The sequence below is a fragment of the Nonomuraea rubra genome, from assembly GCF_014207985.1.
Lineage (GTDB): Bacteria > Actinomycetota > Actinomycetes > Streptosporangiales > Streptosporangiaceae > Nonomuraea > Nonomuraea rubra.
The window spans coordinates 7,522,337-7,538,921 of the sequence record NZ_JACHMI010000001.1 but is presented as its reverse complement, the minus strand read 5'-3'; the positions used below and the strand labels follow the sequence as shown (position 1 = coordinate 7,538,921).

Below are 16,585 nucleotides of genomic sequence, written 5' to 3'. Positions count from 1 at the left end.
GTGACGGTCTCCACCCGTAGGGTGACGGCCGCGGGCGAGTCCGCCCGCGGCCGTCGCCGCGAACGACCCGGGCCGCTGCGGCGCTCGTTCGGCAACCACTGGTACGCGTGGGCGATGGTCACCCCCGTGCTCGCGGTGATGCTGGTGTTGATCGGCTGGCCGCTGGCCCGCGGCGTCTACCTCTCGCTGACGGACGCCACCGAGGCCAACATCGGCCGCACCATCGGCGTGAACGTCATCCCCGCCTCCTACGAGTTCGTCGGCCTGGAGAACTACGCGCGGATCCTGACCAGCGGCGTGTTCTGGGACAAGCTGCTGTGGACCGTGGTCTGGACGGCGGTCTGCGTCGCCCTGCACTACGGCATCGGCCTCGGTCTGGCCGTGATGCTCAACCGCCGCCTGCGCTTCCGCTCGGTCTACCGGGTGCTGCTGATCCTGCCGTGGGCCGTGCCCGCGTTCGTGGCCGCCTTCATCTGGCGCTACCTCTACAACAGCGACTACGGCGTGATCAACGGCTTCCTCAGGCTGGCCGGGCTGGGCGGCGTGGGCTGGCTGGACGACCCGACCACGGCGAAGATCGCGGTGATCGCCGTGAACGTGTGGATCGGCGTGCCGTTCATGATGGTCGCCCTGCTCGGCGGGCTGCAGTCGATCCCGGCAGAGCTGTACGAGGCGGCCGAGGTGGACGGGGCGGGCGCCTGGCAGCGGTTCACGGCGATCACGCTGCCCGGGCTGCGCCAGGTGTCCAGCACGGTCGTGCTGCTGGGCACGATCTGGACGTTCAACATGTTCCCCATCATCTTCCTGGTCACGCGGGGCGGGCCGGGCAGCGAGACGGAGATCCTGGTCACCTACGCCTTCCGCGAGGCGTTCACCGGGATCCGCAACTACTCCGGCTCGGCGGCCTGGGGAGTGATCATCCTGGCCATGCTGGTCGTGCTGGCCGTCGGCTACCGCCGTACCCTGCGCAGTCAAGGAGATCCATGGTGAGCACCCGTACGCGCGGGCGGGGCGAGCGCGGCCCGCTGGCCTCGATCGGCCTGCACGCCGGGCTGCTGCTGGCCGTCGCCGTCTCCCTGTTCCCCGTCGTCTGGCTGGTGCTGACCTCGCTCAAGCCGCGCGACAGCTGGCTGTCGACGGAGCTGCAGTTCTTCAACGACTCCTCGCTGGACAACTACACGCGCGTGCTGACGGAGACCGAGTTCCCGCGGTGGCTGCTCAACAGCGTGCTGACGGCCGGGCTGACCATGGTGCTGGGCGTGTTCCTGGCGGCCACCACCGGGTACGCGGTCAGCCGGTTCCGCTTCCCCGGGCACCGGTCGGTGATGTGGCTGCTGCTGGTCACCCAGATGTTCCCGGTGGCCATCCTCATCGTGCCGCTGTACAACCTGATGGCCGGGCTCGGGCTGCTGAACCAGATCCCCGGCCTGGTGATCGCGTACATGACGATCGCGGTGCCGTTCTGCGCCTGGATGATGAAGAGCTACTTCGACACCGTGCCGATCGAGATCGACCAGGCGGGGATGGTCGACGGGCTGACGCCGTTCGGCACGTTCTGGCGGGTGGTGCTGCCGCTGTCGCGGCCCGGCATCGCGGTGACCGCGTTCTACTGCTTCATGACCGCCTGGGGCGAGGTCGGATACGCCACGGTGTTCATGTCGCAGGAGGACAAGCGCACGCTGGGCGTGGGGCTGCAGCAGTTCATCGGCCAGCACTGGTCCGACTGGGGGTTGATGACGGCCTCGGCGGTGCTCATCGCCATCCCGGCGGGCGTGGTGTTCCTGCTGGTCCAGCGGCATCTGATCACCGGGCTCACGGCCGGCGCCACGAAGGCGTGACCTACCCTTGAGTAATCGAACAATCACTTTGCGTAATCGTGGTCTTCGCTGGATCCTGGTCCCATGGACGGATTCCTCGACGAGACCTGCGGGGGCGTGACGGAGCTCCGCGTGCACGGCGTCTCCGGCACGCCCCCGGCCGGCACCCTCGGCCACCCGCACCCCCGGCTCGTCGCGGGCGACGGCACCACCGGGTTCTACCGGCGATGGTGGGAGAGCGACCGGCCGTCCGGCGACCATCCCGACGTGCCCGGCGTGCGCCACCGGGAGGCGTACGCGTGGGGCAACCTCACCTCCGGCGGGCGCACGATCGCGCTGTGGCTGCTCCTGCTGCCGTTCTCGCTGGCCAACCTGTCGTACTTCATGCTGCCCAGGCCCGCGCGGGGCGTGCGGCTGCGGCACGTGACCGAGGCGGCGCAGCGGCTGTTCGCGCTGCTGCTCACCGGCACGCTCGTCGGCGCCGTCACCCGGGCCAGTGTCGACCTCGTCGGCTGGCAGTGCACGGCGGCCGGGCGGGCCTGCACCTACGACACGGCGCCCGGGTGGGTGCGCTGGCTCGGGGTGCTGTGGGGTGACGAGCCGTCCAAGCGGCTGGCCGTCACCGCGCTGGTGCCGCTGCTGGTCGTGGTGCTGCTGTGGTGGCTCGCGCGGCGCACCTGGCTGCGGGACGAGCGCACGGTGCCGCCCGAGGTCGCGGCTCAGGACGGGGTGCTGCTGGCCAGGCCGAGGCTGTGGCACGGGGCGGCACCGGTGTGGCGGCTGCGGGTCGTGCACGTGGCGTTCTCGATCGGCTCCATCGCGGTGGCCGTGTCGGCGCCCTTCGCGGGCACGGCCACCGGCCTCGCGCTGACCGTGGCCAACGCGGGCGTGATGCTCGCCGCCGCCGTGCTCGCCGCGCTGCCGTCCATCGCGCGGCGGCTGGACCCGCACGGCGGGCAGCGGGCGCCCTGGTGGCTGACGTTCGCGTGCCACGTGCTGCGGGTGGCCGCGCCGGTGGCGTTCCTGGCCACGGCCGGGGCGGCGCTGGCGGGGATGCCGACCGGGGTGGCGGGCACCGCTGCGTGGTGGCTGCCCGGCGTCGGGATTGGAACGTTCCAGTACGCGGCCACGGTCGGGCTGGCGGCGTTCCTGCTGGTGGCGACGGCCGTGCTGGCACGCATGGACCGGCGGGAAGCGGACGGTGAGCAGGGCGCGGCCGGCGTCGGGCAGGGCGGGCCGGAGCGGCGGGCGCTGGGTGGGATGGGCGCGTGGGTCGTGCTGATGGTGGCCGTGGGCAGTGCGAACGTCATGGCGCTCGGGCTGCTGTTCTGGACGGCCACGTTCTTCGGCGTCCCCGCGTACCCGGCCTCGCAGCAGCCCGTCGGCGGGAAGCTGTTCCTCGACGAGGCCGTGTGGTGGACGGCGGCGCTCGTGCCGCTGCTGCTGGCCGGGCTCGTCGTCGTGGCCGTGGTGTTGTGGCTGATCCGCCGGGCGGTGGCGGGGCGGCTGGCGCCGGAGCTCAAGCCGTACTATCTGGAACGCGACGACGCCCGGGTGGTCGCGCGCACGTGGGCGCTGGCCGCGCTCACCGACCGTGCCGGGCTCGTGCTGGGCGTGCTCACCGGGATCGGGGTCGCCGGGTCCGCCGCCGTGACCGTGATCCACCGGCTGCGGCTGTTCACCCCGGACGGCGGGCTCGCCGGGCTGCTCGCCTCGGCCGGGAGCTGGGTCATGGTGGCCGTCGTGGTGGCGCTGGTGGTGGTGGGGCGGCGCACGTACCGGGACACCCGGTTGCGCAGGACGGTCGGGATCCTGTGGGACATCTGCACGTTCTGGCCGCGCGCCATCCATCCGCTGTCGCCGCCCTGCTACACCGAACGGGTCGTCCCCGAGCTGATGACGCGCGTCGGCCGGCTCGCCCCCACCGAGCGCGACCAGGTCGTGCTGTCGGGACACAGCCAGGGCAGCGTCATCGTGGCCGCCCTGGTGCTGCAGCTCGATCCGGGACAGCGGGCGCGCGTGCGGCTGCTGACACATGGGTCGCCGCTGCGCCGCCTGTACGCGCCGTACTTCCCCGCCTACTTCGGCGGCGCCGGGCTGGGCGCCGTGCGGGAGCGGGTGAGCTGGTGCAACCTCTACCGGCTGAGCGACCCCATCGGCGGTCCCGTCTTCCGGCGCGTCGATCCCCTCGCCGGCGGGCAGCGGGACGCGGTGGACCGGTTCTGCTGGGACCCGGCCCGGCCAGGACCGGGGGAGCCGCTGCCCGAGACGCGGTGGCACTCCGGGTACTGGCTCGATCCCGCCTACGACGCGGCGCTGGATCGGCTGATCATCGTCAAACCCGCCGCCTGAGCCCTCGGCGCGGGTAGGGTGGCGCCCGCGTTCCGAATCGATCGCCGCATCCGGATGGGGGCTCGACGGTGAGGTGGGTACTGCTGCTGCTGGTGGCCGGGGGTCTGTGGTGGCCGGGCCCGGCCACCGCCGCCGCGGCGAACCAGGAGGCTGGGGCCGGTGCCGGGCTGGGTGCCGGGGCTGGGGAGAGTGCCGGTGGGCGGGTGGCGTTCATCGGGGTGCCCGGGCTGTTGTGGGGCGATCTCGATCCGCGCGACACGCCGCGGCTGTGGGAGCTGGCCGGGCAGAGCGGGCTCGGGTCCCTGTCCGTCAAGGCCGTCGGCACCGTGACCTGCCCGTACGACGGGTGGCTGAGCGTGTCGTCCGGCGTGCGCGCGGCCGTGGGGCGGCGCTGCGGGCTCCCGCCCGAGCCGGCCGCCCGGGGGCAGGGCGCGGTCGTCCCGGGGATGGCCGAGCTGCTCGGCACGCGGGACGGCGCCAACGCGGGCACGCTCGGCGCCGCCGTGCACGCCGCCGGCCACTGCACGGCCGCCGTCGGCAGGGGCGCGGCGCTCGCGCTGGCCGACAAGGAGGGCGAGGTCGATCTGTACGCCGCCACCCCCGCCGGGCTGAGCGACTGGTCGCGCTGCCGGGTGCTGGCCGTGGACGTGGCCGCGCTCGCGCAGCCGTACCTGGTGGACGGCAGGCTGCCGCAGGAGGCGGAGCTGCTGCCGCCCGAGCGGCGGCGCGACCTGGCCCGCCAGGCCGACGCCGAGGTCGGCGCGGCGCTGGACCGGCTGCCCGCCGGCACGGAGATCGTGCTGGCCGGGATCGGCGACCACGGCTCCGCGCCGCACCTGCGCGTGGCCATGTGGAAGCGCCCCGGCACCGCACCCGCCGCGCAACCCGCGAGCCCGGAGGAGGTGACAGGGCCGCGGATCGGGGGGAACTCGGCGCGGCGGGACGACATCGTGCTGCTGCCCGACATCACCCCCACCGTCCTGACCGCCGCCGGCATCACCACGCCCCCGAACGTGATCGGGCTGCCGTGGCGGCTCGGGGAGCCGATCAGCTCGGCCGACCTCGTGCGGGCCGACCTGGCCGGAACCACCGTGCGCGGCATGACCGGCTACTTCTTCACCGGGTTCGCCACCCTGACGGTCGCCTTCTACGTGCTGTCCTACGTGCTGCTCTCCCGCCGGCGCAGGCTCGGTTTCGTCGGGGTGGCCGCGATCGCGATGGCCTGCGTGCCCGTCTCGACGTACGTGGTGAACCTGCTGCCGTGGGACCGCAGCCCGTCCATCCCCCCGACCCTGATCGCGTGCGTGCTGGCGGTCACGGCGGTGCTCAGCGCGATCGCGCTGCTCGGCCCGTGGCGGCGCGACCCGCTCGGCCCGCCGGCGGCGGTCTGCGCGATCAACTTCGCGGTGCTCGTCGGCGACCTGCTGACCGGGACGAACCTGCAGTTCAACGCGCTCATGGGATACACCGCCGTGGTCGGCGGGCGGTACTACGGGCTGGCGAACATCCCGTTCGCGCTGCTGGCCACGTCCGTGCTGATGGGCGCCGCCGTGGCCGCCGAGCACCTGGTACGCGCCGGGCGCAGGCGCCTGGCCGTGGCCGTGGTGACGGGCCTCGGCGTGGTCGCGACGCTGCTGGCCGGCTGGCCGGGCGTCGGCAGCGACTTCGGCGGCGTGATCGCGTTCGCGCCGGGGATCGCCGTGACGGCGCTGCTGGTGGCGGGCAGGAAGGTGTCGCTGCTGAAGCTGGCCGGGTTCAGCATGCTGGGCGGGGTGGCCGTGTCGGTGATCGCCGTGCTCGACTGGCTGCGGCCGCCGCAGTCGCAGACGCACCTGGGCAGGTTCGTGGGGCAGGTGCTCGACGGGACGTTCTGGCCCATGATCGGCCGCAAGCTGGGCGCCATGCTGCACACGCTGCTCTCGCCGAACCTCATGCCGATCGTGCTGGCCGGGCTGGTGTTCCTGGTGTTCGCGGTGCTGCGGCCCGGGCAGGTGAGCGCTGGCCTGGTGCCCAGGGCGTTCGCGCGGGCGCCCATGCTGCGGGCCGGGCTGGTCGGCGCGCTGGCCAGCGGCGTCGTCGGCATGCTGGTCAACGACTCCGGCACGGCCGTGCTGTCCATGGCCGTGGCACTGGCCGTGCCGCTGGTGCTGCACGCCGGGGTGCGGCTACCAGGTGAGGTGAAGCCGCTCGGGCGCGCGGTGGATGAGCGTGGCCGCCATGGTGACGTCCTCGCCGGCGAGGTGTAGGCCGGGCAGCTCGCGGACGAGCAGCTCCAGGGTGATCGTAAGCTGCTCGCGGGCCAGCAGCGAGCCCGGGCAGCCGTGCACCCCGTGCCCGAACGACAGGTGCCGCACCGGCTCCCGGGCCAGGTCGAACGTGTCCGGCCGGTCGGACACCGTCGCGTCCCGCCCCGCCGAGCCGAACGACACGAAGACGGTGTCGCCCTCGGCCAGCTTCGTGCCCGACAACGTCAGCGGCCGGGTGACGGTGCGGCGGAAGCCCTGCACCGGCGCCTCGTACCTGGCGGCCTCCTCGATCGCGGCGGGCACGAGCTCGGGCCGGGCGCACAGCAGCTCCCACTGGCGGCGGTCGCGCAGCAGGTGGTGCACGGTGCTGCCGAGCAGCGCCGTCGTGGTGAGGTGGCCGGCCAGCATGAGGTTCTCGATGTTGGAGACGATCTCGTCGCGGTCGTCCAGGGCGCGGGTCAGCTCGCCGGTGAGGGTCTCGGCCGTGCCCGGGGCGCGGGCGTGGGCGTCCAGCAGGTGTCGCAGGGCGGCCACCTCGCGGGCGGCGGCGACCTGGTCGTCCTCGGGCATCGGGGTGAACAGCAGGTCCTCGGCGCGGTGGCCGGCCCGGACGGCGGCGGGCACGTCGGCCGGGTCCAGGCCCAGCAGGTGGCCGATGACGGTGGCGGGCAGCGGCCTGGCGTAGGCGGACATCCACTTCACCTGGCCCGCCTTCGCGAACGAGGCGATCAGGCCGGCCGCCGTGGACCGTACGAAGGGGAGCGCGGCCGCCACCCTGGCGGGTGACAGGCCCCTGGTCAGCGGCCTGCGGTAGCGGGCGTGGGCCTCACCGTCCGCGCTCAGCACCACCGGGGCGCCGCCGGGCGCGCCCGCCAGCTCGGCGAACGCGCGCGGGCCCGGCAGCACGTCGGGGCGGAGCGCGCCCCGGGAGGAGAAGTCGCCCGGCCTGCTCAGCACCTCGCGCACGTCGGCGTGGCGGGCCACCAGCCAGGCGTCCAGCTCCTCGACGAACGTCAGGCCGGGGGCGGCACGGGCCCTGGCGTAGACGGGATACGGGTCGCGGTAGAGCGCCTCTCGATCCACGTCCCCCATCCTGAAACGCGAGGTGGGAGGCGTACAAGATCTGAAATTTTCTTTTAGTTCACTCTTTGGTCTTGAAAGTTATATCCACGGGCGATTGAGTTCGGTCGTGCAGACCCTCCGATTGCTGGCCGCCGCCGCGCTCGTGTTAGGCCCCATGGCCATCAGCGCGCCGGCACAGGCCGATCCCACCCCTCCCGCAGAGGACACGCTGGAGACGGCGTCGTCCTACCAGGCCTCCTCCACGCTGCTCGCCCCCACCGCCGCGGCGCCCGAGCGGCTGGAGACCGCCAAGAAGACCCGGCCGGTGGCGCCGGGCATCTCGCTGACCTCGTTCGACACCTATGACGCGCTCGGCTGGCTGCGCGCGGACGCCGTCACCGCCGACCTGGGCGGTGCGAAGGCGGACTACGTCTTCTCCGGCGAGGTGTCGAAGACCGAGCCGCTGTCCGGGCCCGCCAAGCGCTCGCGGGCCGTCGCGGCCGTCAACGGCGACTTCTTCGACATCAACAACTCCGGCGCCGCGCAGGGCATCGGCGTGCAGAACGGCGCGCTGATCCAGTCGCCGGTCGCCGGCCACGAGAACGCCGTCGCGGTCACCGGCGACGGGGTCGGCCGCGTGCTGAAGATGTACTTCGAGGGCACCGCCACCCCGTCCGGCGGCGCGCCGGTCAAGCTCACCCAGTTCAACCAGATCATCCAGCGCGACGGCGTGGGCCTGTTCACGCCGCTGTGGGGCTCCTACAACCGGGCCCGCGCGGTCGAGGGGGCCACCTCCGTCGCCGAGGTCGTGCTGGTGGACGGGGTCGTCACCGAGGTACGCACCTCCGCCGGCACCGGCCCGATCCCCGCCGGCACCACGATCCTGCTCGGCCGGGACGCCGGGGCCGCCGCCCTGGCCGCGCTCAAGGCCGGCGACAAGGTGGACGTGGCCTACCAGCCCAAGCCTTCTGACGGCAGCTCGGTGAAGGCCGCCGTGGGCGGCAACTGGGTGCTGGTCAAGGACGGCGTCGTGCAGAACTCGACCGACCCGGCCGCGCACCCGCGCACCGCCGTCGGCTTCTCGGCGGACGGCAGGAAGATGTACCTGCTGACCGTGGACGGCCGCCAGGCCGACAGCCGCGGCGTCACGCTGAACGAGCTGGCCGCGATGATGAAGGACCTCGGCGCCGCCAACGCGCTCAACCTCGACGGCGGCGGCTCCTCCACCATGCTGGCCCGCGAGCCCGGCTCCGCCGACGTGCAGGTGGAGAACAGCCCCTCCGACGGCGGCGAGCGCCACGTGCCCAACGGCCTGGCGCTCTACGCGCCCGAGGGCAGCGGCAGGCTCAAGGGCTTCTGGCTGGAGACCGCGAGCGACCCCGCCAAGGCGCCCGGCGTCGGGCCCGTCGCCGGTGGCCGTCCCGAGCGGGTCTTCCCCGGCCTGACCAGGCGGCTGACCGCCGCCGGCTACGACGAGACGTACGGCCCCGCCGCCGGCACCCCGTCCTGGCGGGCGAACCCGGCCGTGCACGGCGTCATCCGTGACGGGAAGTTCCACGCCCTGCTGCCCGGCACCACCACCGTCACCGCCTCGCGCGGCAACGCCAAGGGCACCATCGAGCTGACCGTGCTGCAGCCGCTGGAGCGGCTCGGCACCACCGCCGACCGGCTCGGCATGCCCGGCGAGGGCGGCACCGCCACGTTCGGCGTGGTCGGCTACGACCGCAACGGCAACTCCGCGCCCATCGAGCCCGGCGACCTCACGCTCGACTACGACCGGAACCTGTTCGAGGTCACCGCGGCCGACCACGGCTCCTTCACCGTCAAGGCGAAGCAGGCCACCGGCTCCGGCCTGATCACCGCCAAGGTCGGCAGGATCAGCACCGCGGTGCCGGTGACGGTCGGGTTCGAGTCCAAGCCGGTCGCCGACTTCGAGGACGCGGCCACGTGGACGTTCGCCGCCGCCCGCGCCACCGGCTCGCTGTCGGCCGCGCCCGGGCAGAGCGGGGGCGGGCTCAAGCTGTCGTACGACTTCACCACCTCCACCGCCACCCGGGCCGCGTACGCCAGCCCGCCCCAGCAGATCGTGGTCGAGGGGCAGCCGCAGGCGTTCGGGTTGTGGATCAACTCCACCGGCAAGGGGGAGTGGCCGAGCCTGGAGTTCTACGACGCGCTCGGGCAGTCGCAGATCCTGCGCGGCCCCTACATGACGTGGACCGGCTGGAAGTACGTCGAGTTCACCGTGCCGCCGGGCGTGAACTACCCGCTCAAGCTGCGGCGCTTCTACGTGGCCGAGACGAAGGCCGACGTGAAGTACACCAACGAGATCCTCATCGACGGGCTGGTCGCCAAGGTGCCGCCGTCGGTCTCGGCCCCGGAGGCGCCCAGGAAGGCGGACCCCGTGGTCAGGAGCGAGGTCTCCACGATGCCGTGGCGGTTCGCGGTCATGTCGGACGCGCAGTTCGTGGCCAGGAACCCGGACAGCGACCTGGTCAGGAACGCGCGCCGCACCCTCCAGGAGATCAAGGCGGCCCAGCCGGACTTCCTGGTGATCAACGGTGACCTGGTGGACGAGGCGTCGCCGGAGGACTTCGCGCTGGCGAAGAAGATCCTCGACGAAGAGCTCGGCGGAACGGTGAAATATCACTACATTCCGGGCAACCATGAGGTCATGGGCGGCAAGATCGACAACTTCAAGGCCGTCTTCGGGGACACGTACCAGACCTTCGACCACAAGGGCACCCGCTTCATCACCCTGGACACCTCCCGCCTCACCCTCAGGGGCGGCGGCTACGACCAGGTGGCGCGGCTCCGGTCCCTGCTGGACTCGGCGGCCGGGGACGGCTCGATCGGGTCCGTCGCCGTGCTGTTCCACGTGCCGCCGCGCGACCCCACGCCCGGCAAGGGCAGCCAGCTCGGCGACCGCAAGGAGGCCGCGCTCGTCGAGGGCTGGCTGGCCGACTTCCAGCGCACCACCGGCAAGGGCGCCGCGTTCATCGGCGCGCACGTGGGGACCTTCCACGCCGAGCACGTGGACGCGGTGCCGTACTTCATCAACGGCAACTCCGGCAAGAACCCCGCCACCGCCCCCGAGGACGGCGGGTTCACCGGATGGTCGCTGTGGGGCGTGGACCCCGTGACGCGGACCGAGGCCGAGCACGTCAGGCGGAACTGGTTCGCCGACGCGCCCGACTGGATCGGCACGCAGGTGCGGCCGCACGTGGACGGCCTCACGCTCACCGCCCCGGCCACGGTCGCGGTCGGCGCGCCCGCCCCGGTGACGGCGGCGGTCGAGCAGGCCTCCCGTACGGTGCCCGCCGCCTACCCGGTGTCGGCCACCTGGTCCGGCTCGCCGAACCTGCACGTCGGCACCCGCAGGACCGCCAAGCCCTGGCACGTCGCCGTGCTCGACCCCGAGTCCGGCACGCTGACGGCGCTGCGGCCCGGACAGGTGACGGTGGCCGTCACGGTCAGCGGCGTCACGAAGCAGGCGCAGGTGGCGCTGACCGCCAAGGCAGCCGCCTGACCTGCGCTCCGGGGGCCCCGCGGGACGGTGATCGTCCCGCGGGGCCCTTCGCGTGTCCGCTCCAGGGGCCGCGGGTACGAGAGCGGGGGAGGTTCACCGATGACCATGGAGTTCGATCTCGTGCCCGCCGGGCTGGCCCGTGCCATCGAGGAGCTGCCACTGGTGGACCACCACACGCACGGGGCCGTGCCGCACGACCTGTCGCGCGTGGCGTTCGAGGGGATGCTCAGCGAGTCCGACCGGCCCGTGCCCGACTGGGCGAGCCCGTTCGACTCCCAGCTCGGCCTCGCCGTCCTGCGCCACTGCGCGCCCGTGCTCGGCCTCGAACCCTTCTGCACGCCCGAGGAGTACCTCGCCAGGCGGGCCAGGCTCGGCGCCGACGAGGTCAACCGGCTGCTGCTCGGTGCCGCCGGGCTCGGGCATCTGCTGGTCGAGACGGGCTACCGGGGCGAGGAGCTGCTCGGGCCCTCGGGCATGGCGGAGGCGTGCGGGGCGCCCGCCGACGAGGTGGTGCGCCTGGAGAGCGTGGCCGAGCAGGTGGCCGCCTCCGGGTGCGGGGCCGGCGCGTTCGCCGGGCGGTTCGCCGAGGCGCTGGAGGAGCGTACGCGGACGGCGCGCGGGCTCAAGAGCGTGGCCGCCTACCGGTGCGGGCTCGACTTCGACCCCGCGCCGCCGTCGCGGGCGGAGGTCGCCGAGGCCGCCGGGCGGTGGCTGGCCGGCGGGGGCGGGCGGCTGGCGGATCCCGTACTGGTGCGGCATCTCATCTGGGCGGGGCTGGAGCGGGGGCTGCCCCTGCAGTTCCACACCGGCTTCGGGGACCCGGACCTGGACCTGCGGCGGGCCGACCCGCTGCTGCTGCGCGGGCTGATCGAGCTGGCCGAGCCGACCGGGGTGCCGCTGCTGTTGCTGCACTGCTACCCGTACCAGCGGCACGCGGGGTTCCTGGCGCAGGCGTACCCGAACGTCTTCTTCGACGTGGGGCTCGGCGTCAACTACACGGGGGCGCGCGGCGCGGCGGTGGTGGCCGAGAGCCTGGAGGTGGCGCCGTTCGCGAAGCTGCTCTACTCCTCCGACGCGTGGGGGCCGGCCGAGCTGCACCACCTGGGGTCGGTGTTGTGGCGGCGGGCGATGGCGCGGGTGCTGGGCGGGTTCGTGGCGGACGGCGAGTGGTCGTCGGCTCAGGCGGTGCGGGTGGCCACCATGGTGGGGGTGGAGAACGCGCGGCGCGTTTACGGGCTGGCCTGAAAGGTGATTCCGGGGGCAGCGTTCGACCCGTTGATACTACGGCGGTTGGGGGGTTCATGGCGGGGACGTTCGTCGGCGGCCGGAAGGTGGCCGTGGAGGTGGCGTTGCGGGCGGCGCTGCACCGCGAGCTGCCCGCCGCCGTGGCGCTGCGGCGGGAGCTGCACGCCGTGCCGTGCGTGTCGGGGGAGGAGGAGCCGACGCTGCGGCGGGTGCTCGCGGCGCTGCCCGGCTCGGTGGTCGAGTACGTGGCGGGGACGGGTGCGGTGGTGCGGGCCGGCGGGCCGGGGCCGGCGGTGGGGGTGCGGGGGGAACTGGACGCGCTGCCGATCGCCGAGCGCACCGGCGTGCCCTGGGCCGCCGTCAACGGCGCCATGCACGCCTGCGGCCACGACGTGCACCTGGCCGCCGTGGTCGCGCTCGCCCGCGCCGTCGCGGACGTCGTCTCGGGGGACGTTCCCGGCACCGGTCCCGGGACGGTCGCCGGAGACGCCGGAGAGGCCGTGGCCGAGCCGGTGGAGGCGGCGGAGGCGGCGGAGGCAGGGAGCGGCGTCGTGCCGCTGCTCGCGGTGCTGCAGCCGCGCGAGGAGACCTTCCCCTCCGGGGCGCTCGACGTCGTCACCTCCGGCGTGCTCGGCAGGCACGACGTCCGCGCCATGATCGGCGCCCACGTGCAGCCCGTCCTGCCGGAAGGCACGATCGCCTGCACCCCGGGCCCGGTGAACGCCGCCTCCGACGAGTTCAGGGTGACCGTCAAGGGAGGCGAGGGGCACGCCGCGTACCCGCATCTCACCCGCGACCCCGTGCTCGCCATGGCGCAGGTGATCGTGGCGGCGCAGCAGCTCGTCAGCCGGGTCGCGGACCCGATGGCACCGACGGTGGTGACGTTCGGCACGGTCAACGCCGGCACCGCGCCCAACGCCGTGCCCGGGGAGGCGACGGCGCGGGGCACGCTCAGGACCATGTCGCAGGAGTGGCGCCGGCGGCTGCACCGCAGGTTCACGCAGGTCGCCGAGGACACGGCCAGGGCGTACGGGTGCAACGCCGTCGTCGAGATCATTCCCGGCGAGCCGGTCCTGATCAACGACCCGTCGCTGGCCGCCAGGACGGGGGAGCGGCTGCGGGAGCACGGGTGGACGGTGAACGACGAGCTGCGCTCGTGCGGGGCCGACGACTTCGCCCGCTACGGCGACGTGGCGGCGTCGCTGATGATGTTCGTGGGCGTGGACACCGAGAGCGGCCTGCACAGCCCCGCCTTCCTGCCCGGTGACGCCGCCGTGGGCGCGGTCGCGGAGGCGCTGCTGGCCGGCTACCTGGCCGCCTCCTCGGGCACCGCGGCCATCCGGCCCTGCCGCCACCGGGCGCCCGGGGGATGACGCCCCGCCGGCGCGCGGGCGAAGGGGACGGACAGCGACCCCATCGCTGACTGAATCGCCATGAACCTCTAGGCTCGGCGGAGATGGACCTCGAAACTTTCACCCCCGCTTCCGGCCGTCTCGAACCCAGGGCGGCACTCCGCTCCGACGCCCCCTCCCTCGACCTCAACGGCACGTGGCGCTTCCGCCTCTCGCCCACCGCAGGCGTCCCCGACGACTTCGCCCGCCCCGACTACGACGACACGGGCTGGGACGACCTCCCGGTCCCGTCGCACTGGGTCCTGCAAGGGCACGGTGCCCCCGCCTACACCAACGTCTCCTTCCCCATCCCCATCGACCCGCCCCACGTCCCCGACGAGAACCCGACCGGCGACTACCGCCGCGCCTTCGACCTGCCCGAGGGCTGGACGGGCGGGCGGCTGCGGTTCGACGGGGTGGAGTCGTTCGCCCGGATCTGGCTCAACGGGCACGAGCTGGGCTTCACGACCGGCAGCCGGCTGCCCGCCGAGTACGACGCCGCCCCGTACCTGCGCCCCGGCCGCAACGTGCTGGCCGTGCGCGTGCACCAGTGGTCGGCCGCCACCTACCTGGAGGACCAGGACATGTGGTGGCTGCCCGGCATCTTCCGCGACGTCACGCTCACCCGGTCCACCGCCGACGTCTTCGTCCACGCCTCCTACCAGGACGGCCGCGGCACCCTCAGCTTCGAGGGCACCGGCACGCTCAGCGTCCCCGAGCTCGGCATCGACGGCCTGGAGCCCGGCGCCGAGATCACCGTGGACGTCGAGCCGTGGACGGCGGAGACCCCGCGCCTGTACGAGGCCGTGGTGACCTGCCCCGGCGAGACGGTACGGGTGCGCGTCGGCTTCCGCACGATCTCCATCGTGGACGGCGTGCTGCTGGCCAACGGCCGCCCGCTGCTGCTCAAGGGCGTCAACCGGCACGAGTTCCACCCGGAGCGCGGGCGGGCGGTGCCGTACGAGACGATGCGCGAGGACGTGCTGCTCATGAAGCGGCACAACGTCAACGCCGTCAGGACCAGCCACTACCCGCCCCACCCGGACTTCCTCGACCTGTGCGACGAGCTGGGCCTGTGGGTGATCGACGAGTGCGACCTGGAGACCCACGGCTTCGGCCAGGTCGGCTGGCGCGCCAACCCCACCGACGACCCCCGCTACGCCGACGCGCTGCTCGACCGCATGCGCCGCATGGTCGAACGCGACAAGAACCACCCCAGCATCATCATGTGGTCCCTCGGCAACGAGGCCGGCGTGGGCCGCAACCTGGCCCTCATGTCCGCCTGGACCCGCGATCGCGACCCGTCCAGGCCGCTGCACTACGAGGGCGACCGCTCGTGCGAGCACACGGACGTCTACTCCCGCATGTACGCCTCCCACGCCGAGGTCGAGGCCATCGGCAGGCGCGAGGAGGACCCGCTCGACGACCCCGAGCTGGACGCGCGGCGGCGGGCGATGCCGTTCATGCAGTGCGAGTACGCCCACGCCATGGGCAACGGGCCCGGCGGGCTGGCCGAGTACCAGGAGCTGTTCGAGCGGTATCCGCGGCTGGCCGGCGGGTTCATCTGGGAGTGGATCGATCACGGGCTGGCGCATCCCACCCATGAGTACGCGTACGGCGGCGACTACGGCGAGCCCGTGCACGACGGGAACTTCGTCATCGACGGCCTCGTCTTCCCCGACCGGACACCGTCGCCCGGGCTGCTCGACCTGAAGAAGGTGTTCGAGCCGGTCCGGTTCGAGTTCGGTGACGGGGTGGTGCGCGTCGTCAACCACTACGGCTTCACGGACCTGTCGCACCTGCGGTTCACGGCGACCGTGCAGGCCGAGGGGGAGACGATCGCCGAGCATCCGCTCGACGTGCCCGCGGCGGGCGGCGAGTGCAAGCTGCCCGAGCCGGCGGACGGGCCGAACGGGGAGCGCTGGCTCACCGTACGGGCGGTGCTGGCCGAGGATCTGCCGTGGGCGCCGGCCGGGCACGAGGTGGCCTGGGGGCAGGCGCTGCTGGCCCGTCCCGAGCCCAGGGAGCACGTCGCGACCGAGGCATTCACCCACACGGGCACTGGCAGCGGCACCGGCAGGGCCTTCCGTCGAGGTGGGGAGCTGACCGTCGGCGGGTGCGTGTTCGACGCGGCGACGGGGCGGCTCGTGCGGCTGTTCGGGACGGAGGTGGAGGGGCCGCGGCTCGACCTGTGGCGGGCCCCCACCGACAACGACCGCGCCGCCGGCCTCGAGGCCCGCTGGCGCGCGCTCGGCCTGCACCGGCTCACCCACCGGGTGGACGACATCTCGACCGGCGACGGCCTGACCGTACGGACCAGGGTCGCGCCGGCGGACACCGACCTCGGGATGGTGGCGACGTACCGGTGGACCTTCGACGGCGGGCTCCGGCTGCTGCTGGACATCGAGCCGGAGGGCGACTGGCGCGACCCGATCCCGCGGCTCGGCGTGACGATGTCGCTGCCGGGTCCGGCAGTGGACCGGGTGACGTGGTTCGGGCTCGGGCCGGGCGAGGTGTACCCGGACACGGGCATGGCCGCCCGGGTGGGGCGGTGGTCGGCCACGGTGGAGTCGATGCAGACGCCGTACGTGTACCCGCAGGAGAACGGGCACCGCGCTGACGTGCGGTGGGCCGAGCTGGGCGGCTTCCGGGTGTCGGGCGAGCCGGTGTTCGGGCTTACTGTGCGGCGGTGGAGCGCCCTGGAGCTGGCCGCCGCCCGTCACCGGCCCGACCTGGTGGCGGGGGAGCGGGTGTACGTCCACCTGGACCTCGCCCACCAGGGCATCGGCACGGCCACCTGCGGTCCGGGCCCCCTGCCCGCCTACGACCTGAGGGCCCGCCGCGCCACCCTCCGCGTCCGCTTCGCCCAGCCCTGACCGACGACCGAGGGCCGACCCCCGCCTGGTGGGCCCGGCCTTCGGCGTGCTCCCACACGGCCGCGCCCCT

Annotated in this window: 9 protein-coding genes; 8 read left to right on the top strand and 1 reads right to left on the bottom strand. The window is 73.6% G+C overall.

Features of this window, described 5'->3' with window-relative positions; translation table 11 throughout:
* From HD593_RS34315 to HD593_RS34300, 4 genes are all read left to right on the top strand, one after another.
* Nucleotides 1-990, top strand: a complete 990-nt coding sequence (locus HD593_RS34315) for a carbohydrate ABC transporter permease (RefSeq protein ID WP_185106091.1) — start codon at nucleotides 1-3, stop codon at nucleotides 988-990.
* Nucleotides 984-1,838 carry a sugar ABC transporter permease gene (locus HD593_RS34310; RefSeq protein WP_185106090.1) on the top strand — a complete coding sequence of 285 codons (855 nt, stop codon included), beginning with the start codon at nucleotides 984-986 and terminating at the stop codon, nucleotides 1,836-1,838. The genes HD593_RS34315 and HD593_RS34310 overlap by 7 nt, the downstream gene beginning before the upstream one ends.
* Nucleotides 1,839-1,901: 63 nt before the next feature.
* Nucleotides 1,902-4,169, top strand: coding sequence for a hypothetical protein (locus HD593_RS34305; protein WP_185106089.1), 2,268 nt, complete (start codon nucleotides 1,902-1,904; stop codon nucleotides 4,167-4,169).
* Between the two features lie 68 nt (nucleotides 4,170-4,237).
* The gene (locus HD593_RS34300) at nucleotides 4,238-6,415 is read left to right on the top strand and encodes an alkaline phosphatase family protein (RefSeq protein WP_185106088.1); all 2,178 of its coding nucleotides are present in this window, start codon (nucleotides 4,238-4,240) and stop codon (nucleotides 6,413-6,415) included.
* Here HD593_RS34300 and HD593_RS64615 read toward each other — a convergent pair.
* Nucleotides 6,335-7,498 (bottom strand): cytochrome P450, encoded by a 1,164-nt coding sequence (locus tag HD593_RS64615; protein ID WP_312903914.1) that lies wholly within the window; start codon nucleotides 7,496-7,498, stop codon nucleotides 6,335-6,337. The two genes, HD593_RS34300 and HD593_RS64615, sit on opposite strands and share 81 nt — an antisense overlap.
* A gap of 106 nt (nucleotides 7,499-7,604) precedes the next feature.
* On the opposite strand from HD593_RS64615, the gene HD593_RS34290 reads away from it, so the two are divergent.
* The 4 genes from HD593_RS34290 (at nucleotide 7,605) to HD593_RS34275 (ending at nucleotide 16,515) form a co-directional block, all read left to right on the top strand.
* Entirely contained in the window at nucleotides 7,605-11,003 is a 3,399-nt protein-coding gene (locus HD593_RS34290) for a phosphodiester glycosidase family protein (RefSeq protein ID WP_312903912.1), read from the top strand.
* Between the two features lie 99 nt (nucleotides 11,004-11,102).
* The gene (locus HD593_RS34285; protein WP_185106086.1) at nucleotides 11,103-12,248 is read left to right on the top strand and encodes an amidohydrolase family protein; all 1,146 of its coding nucleotides are present in this window, start codon (nucleotides 11,103-11,105) and stop codon (nucleotides 12,246-12,248) included.
* 56 nt (nucleotides 12,249-12,304) lie between these two features.
* Entirely contained in the window at nucleotides 12,305-13,621 is a 1,317-nt protein-coding gene (locus HD593_RS34280; RefSeq protein ID WP_185106085.1) for a M20 metallopeptidase family protein, read from the top strand.
* An 83-nt stretch (nucleotides 13,622-13,704) separates the two neighbouring features.
* Nucleotides 13,705-16,515: a glycoside hydrolase family 2 TIM barrel-domain containing protein gene (locus tag HD593_RS34275; protein WP_185106084.1), complete on the top strand. Its 2,811-nt coding sequence runs from the start codon at nucleotides 13,705-13,707 to the stop codon at nucleotides 16,513-16,515.
* Nucleotides 16,516-16,585 lie beyond the last annotated feature (70 nt).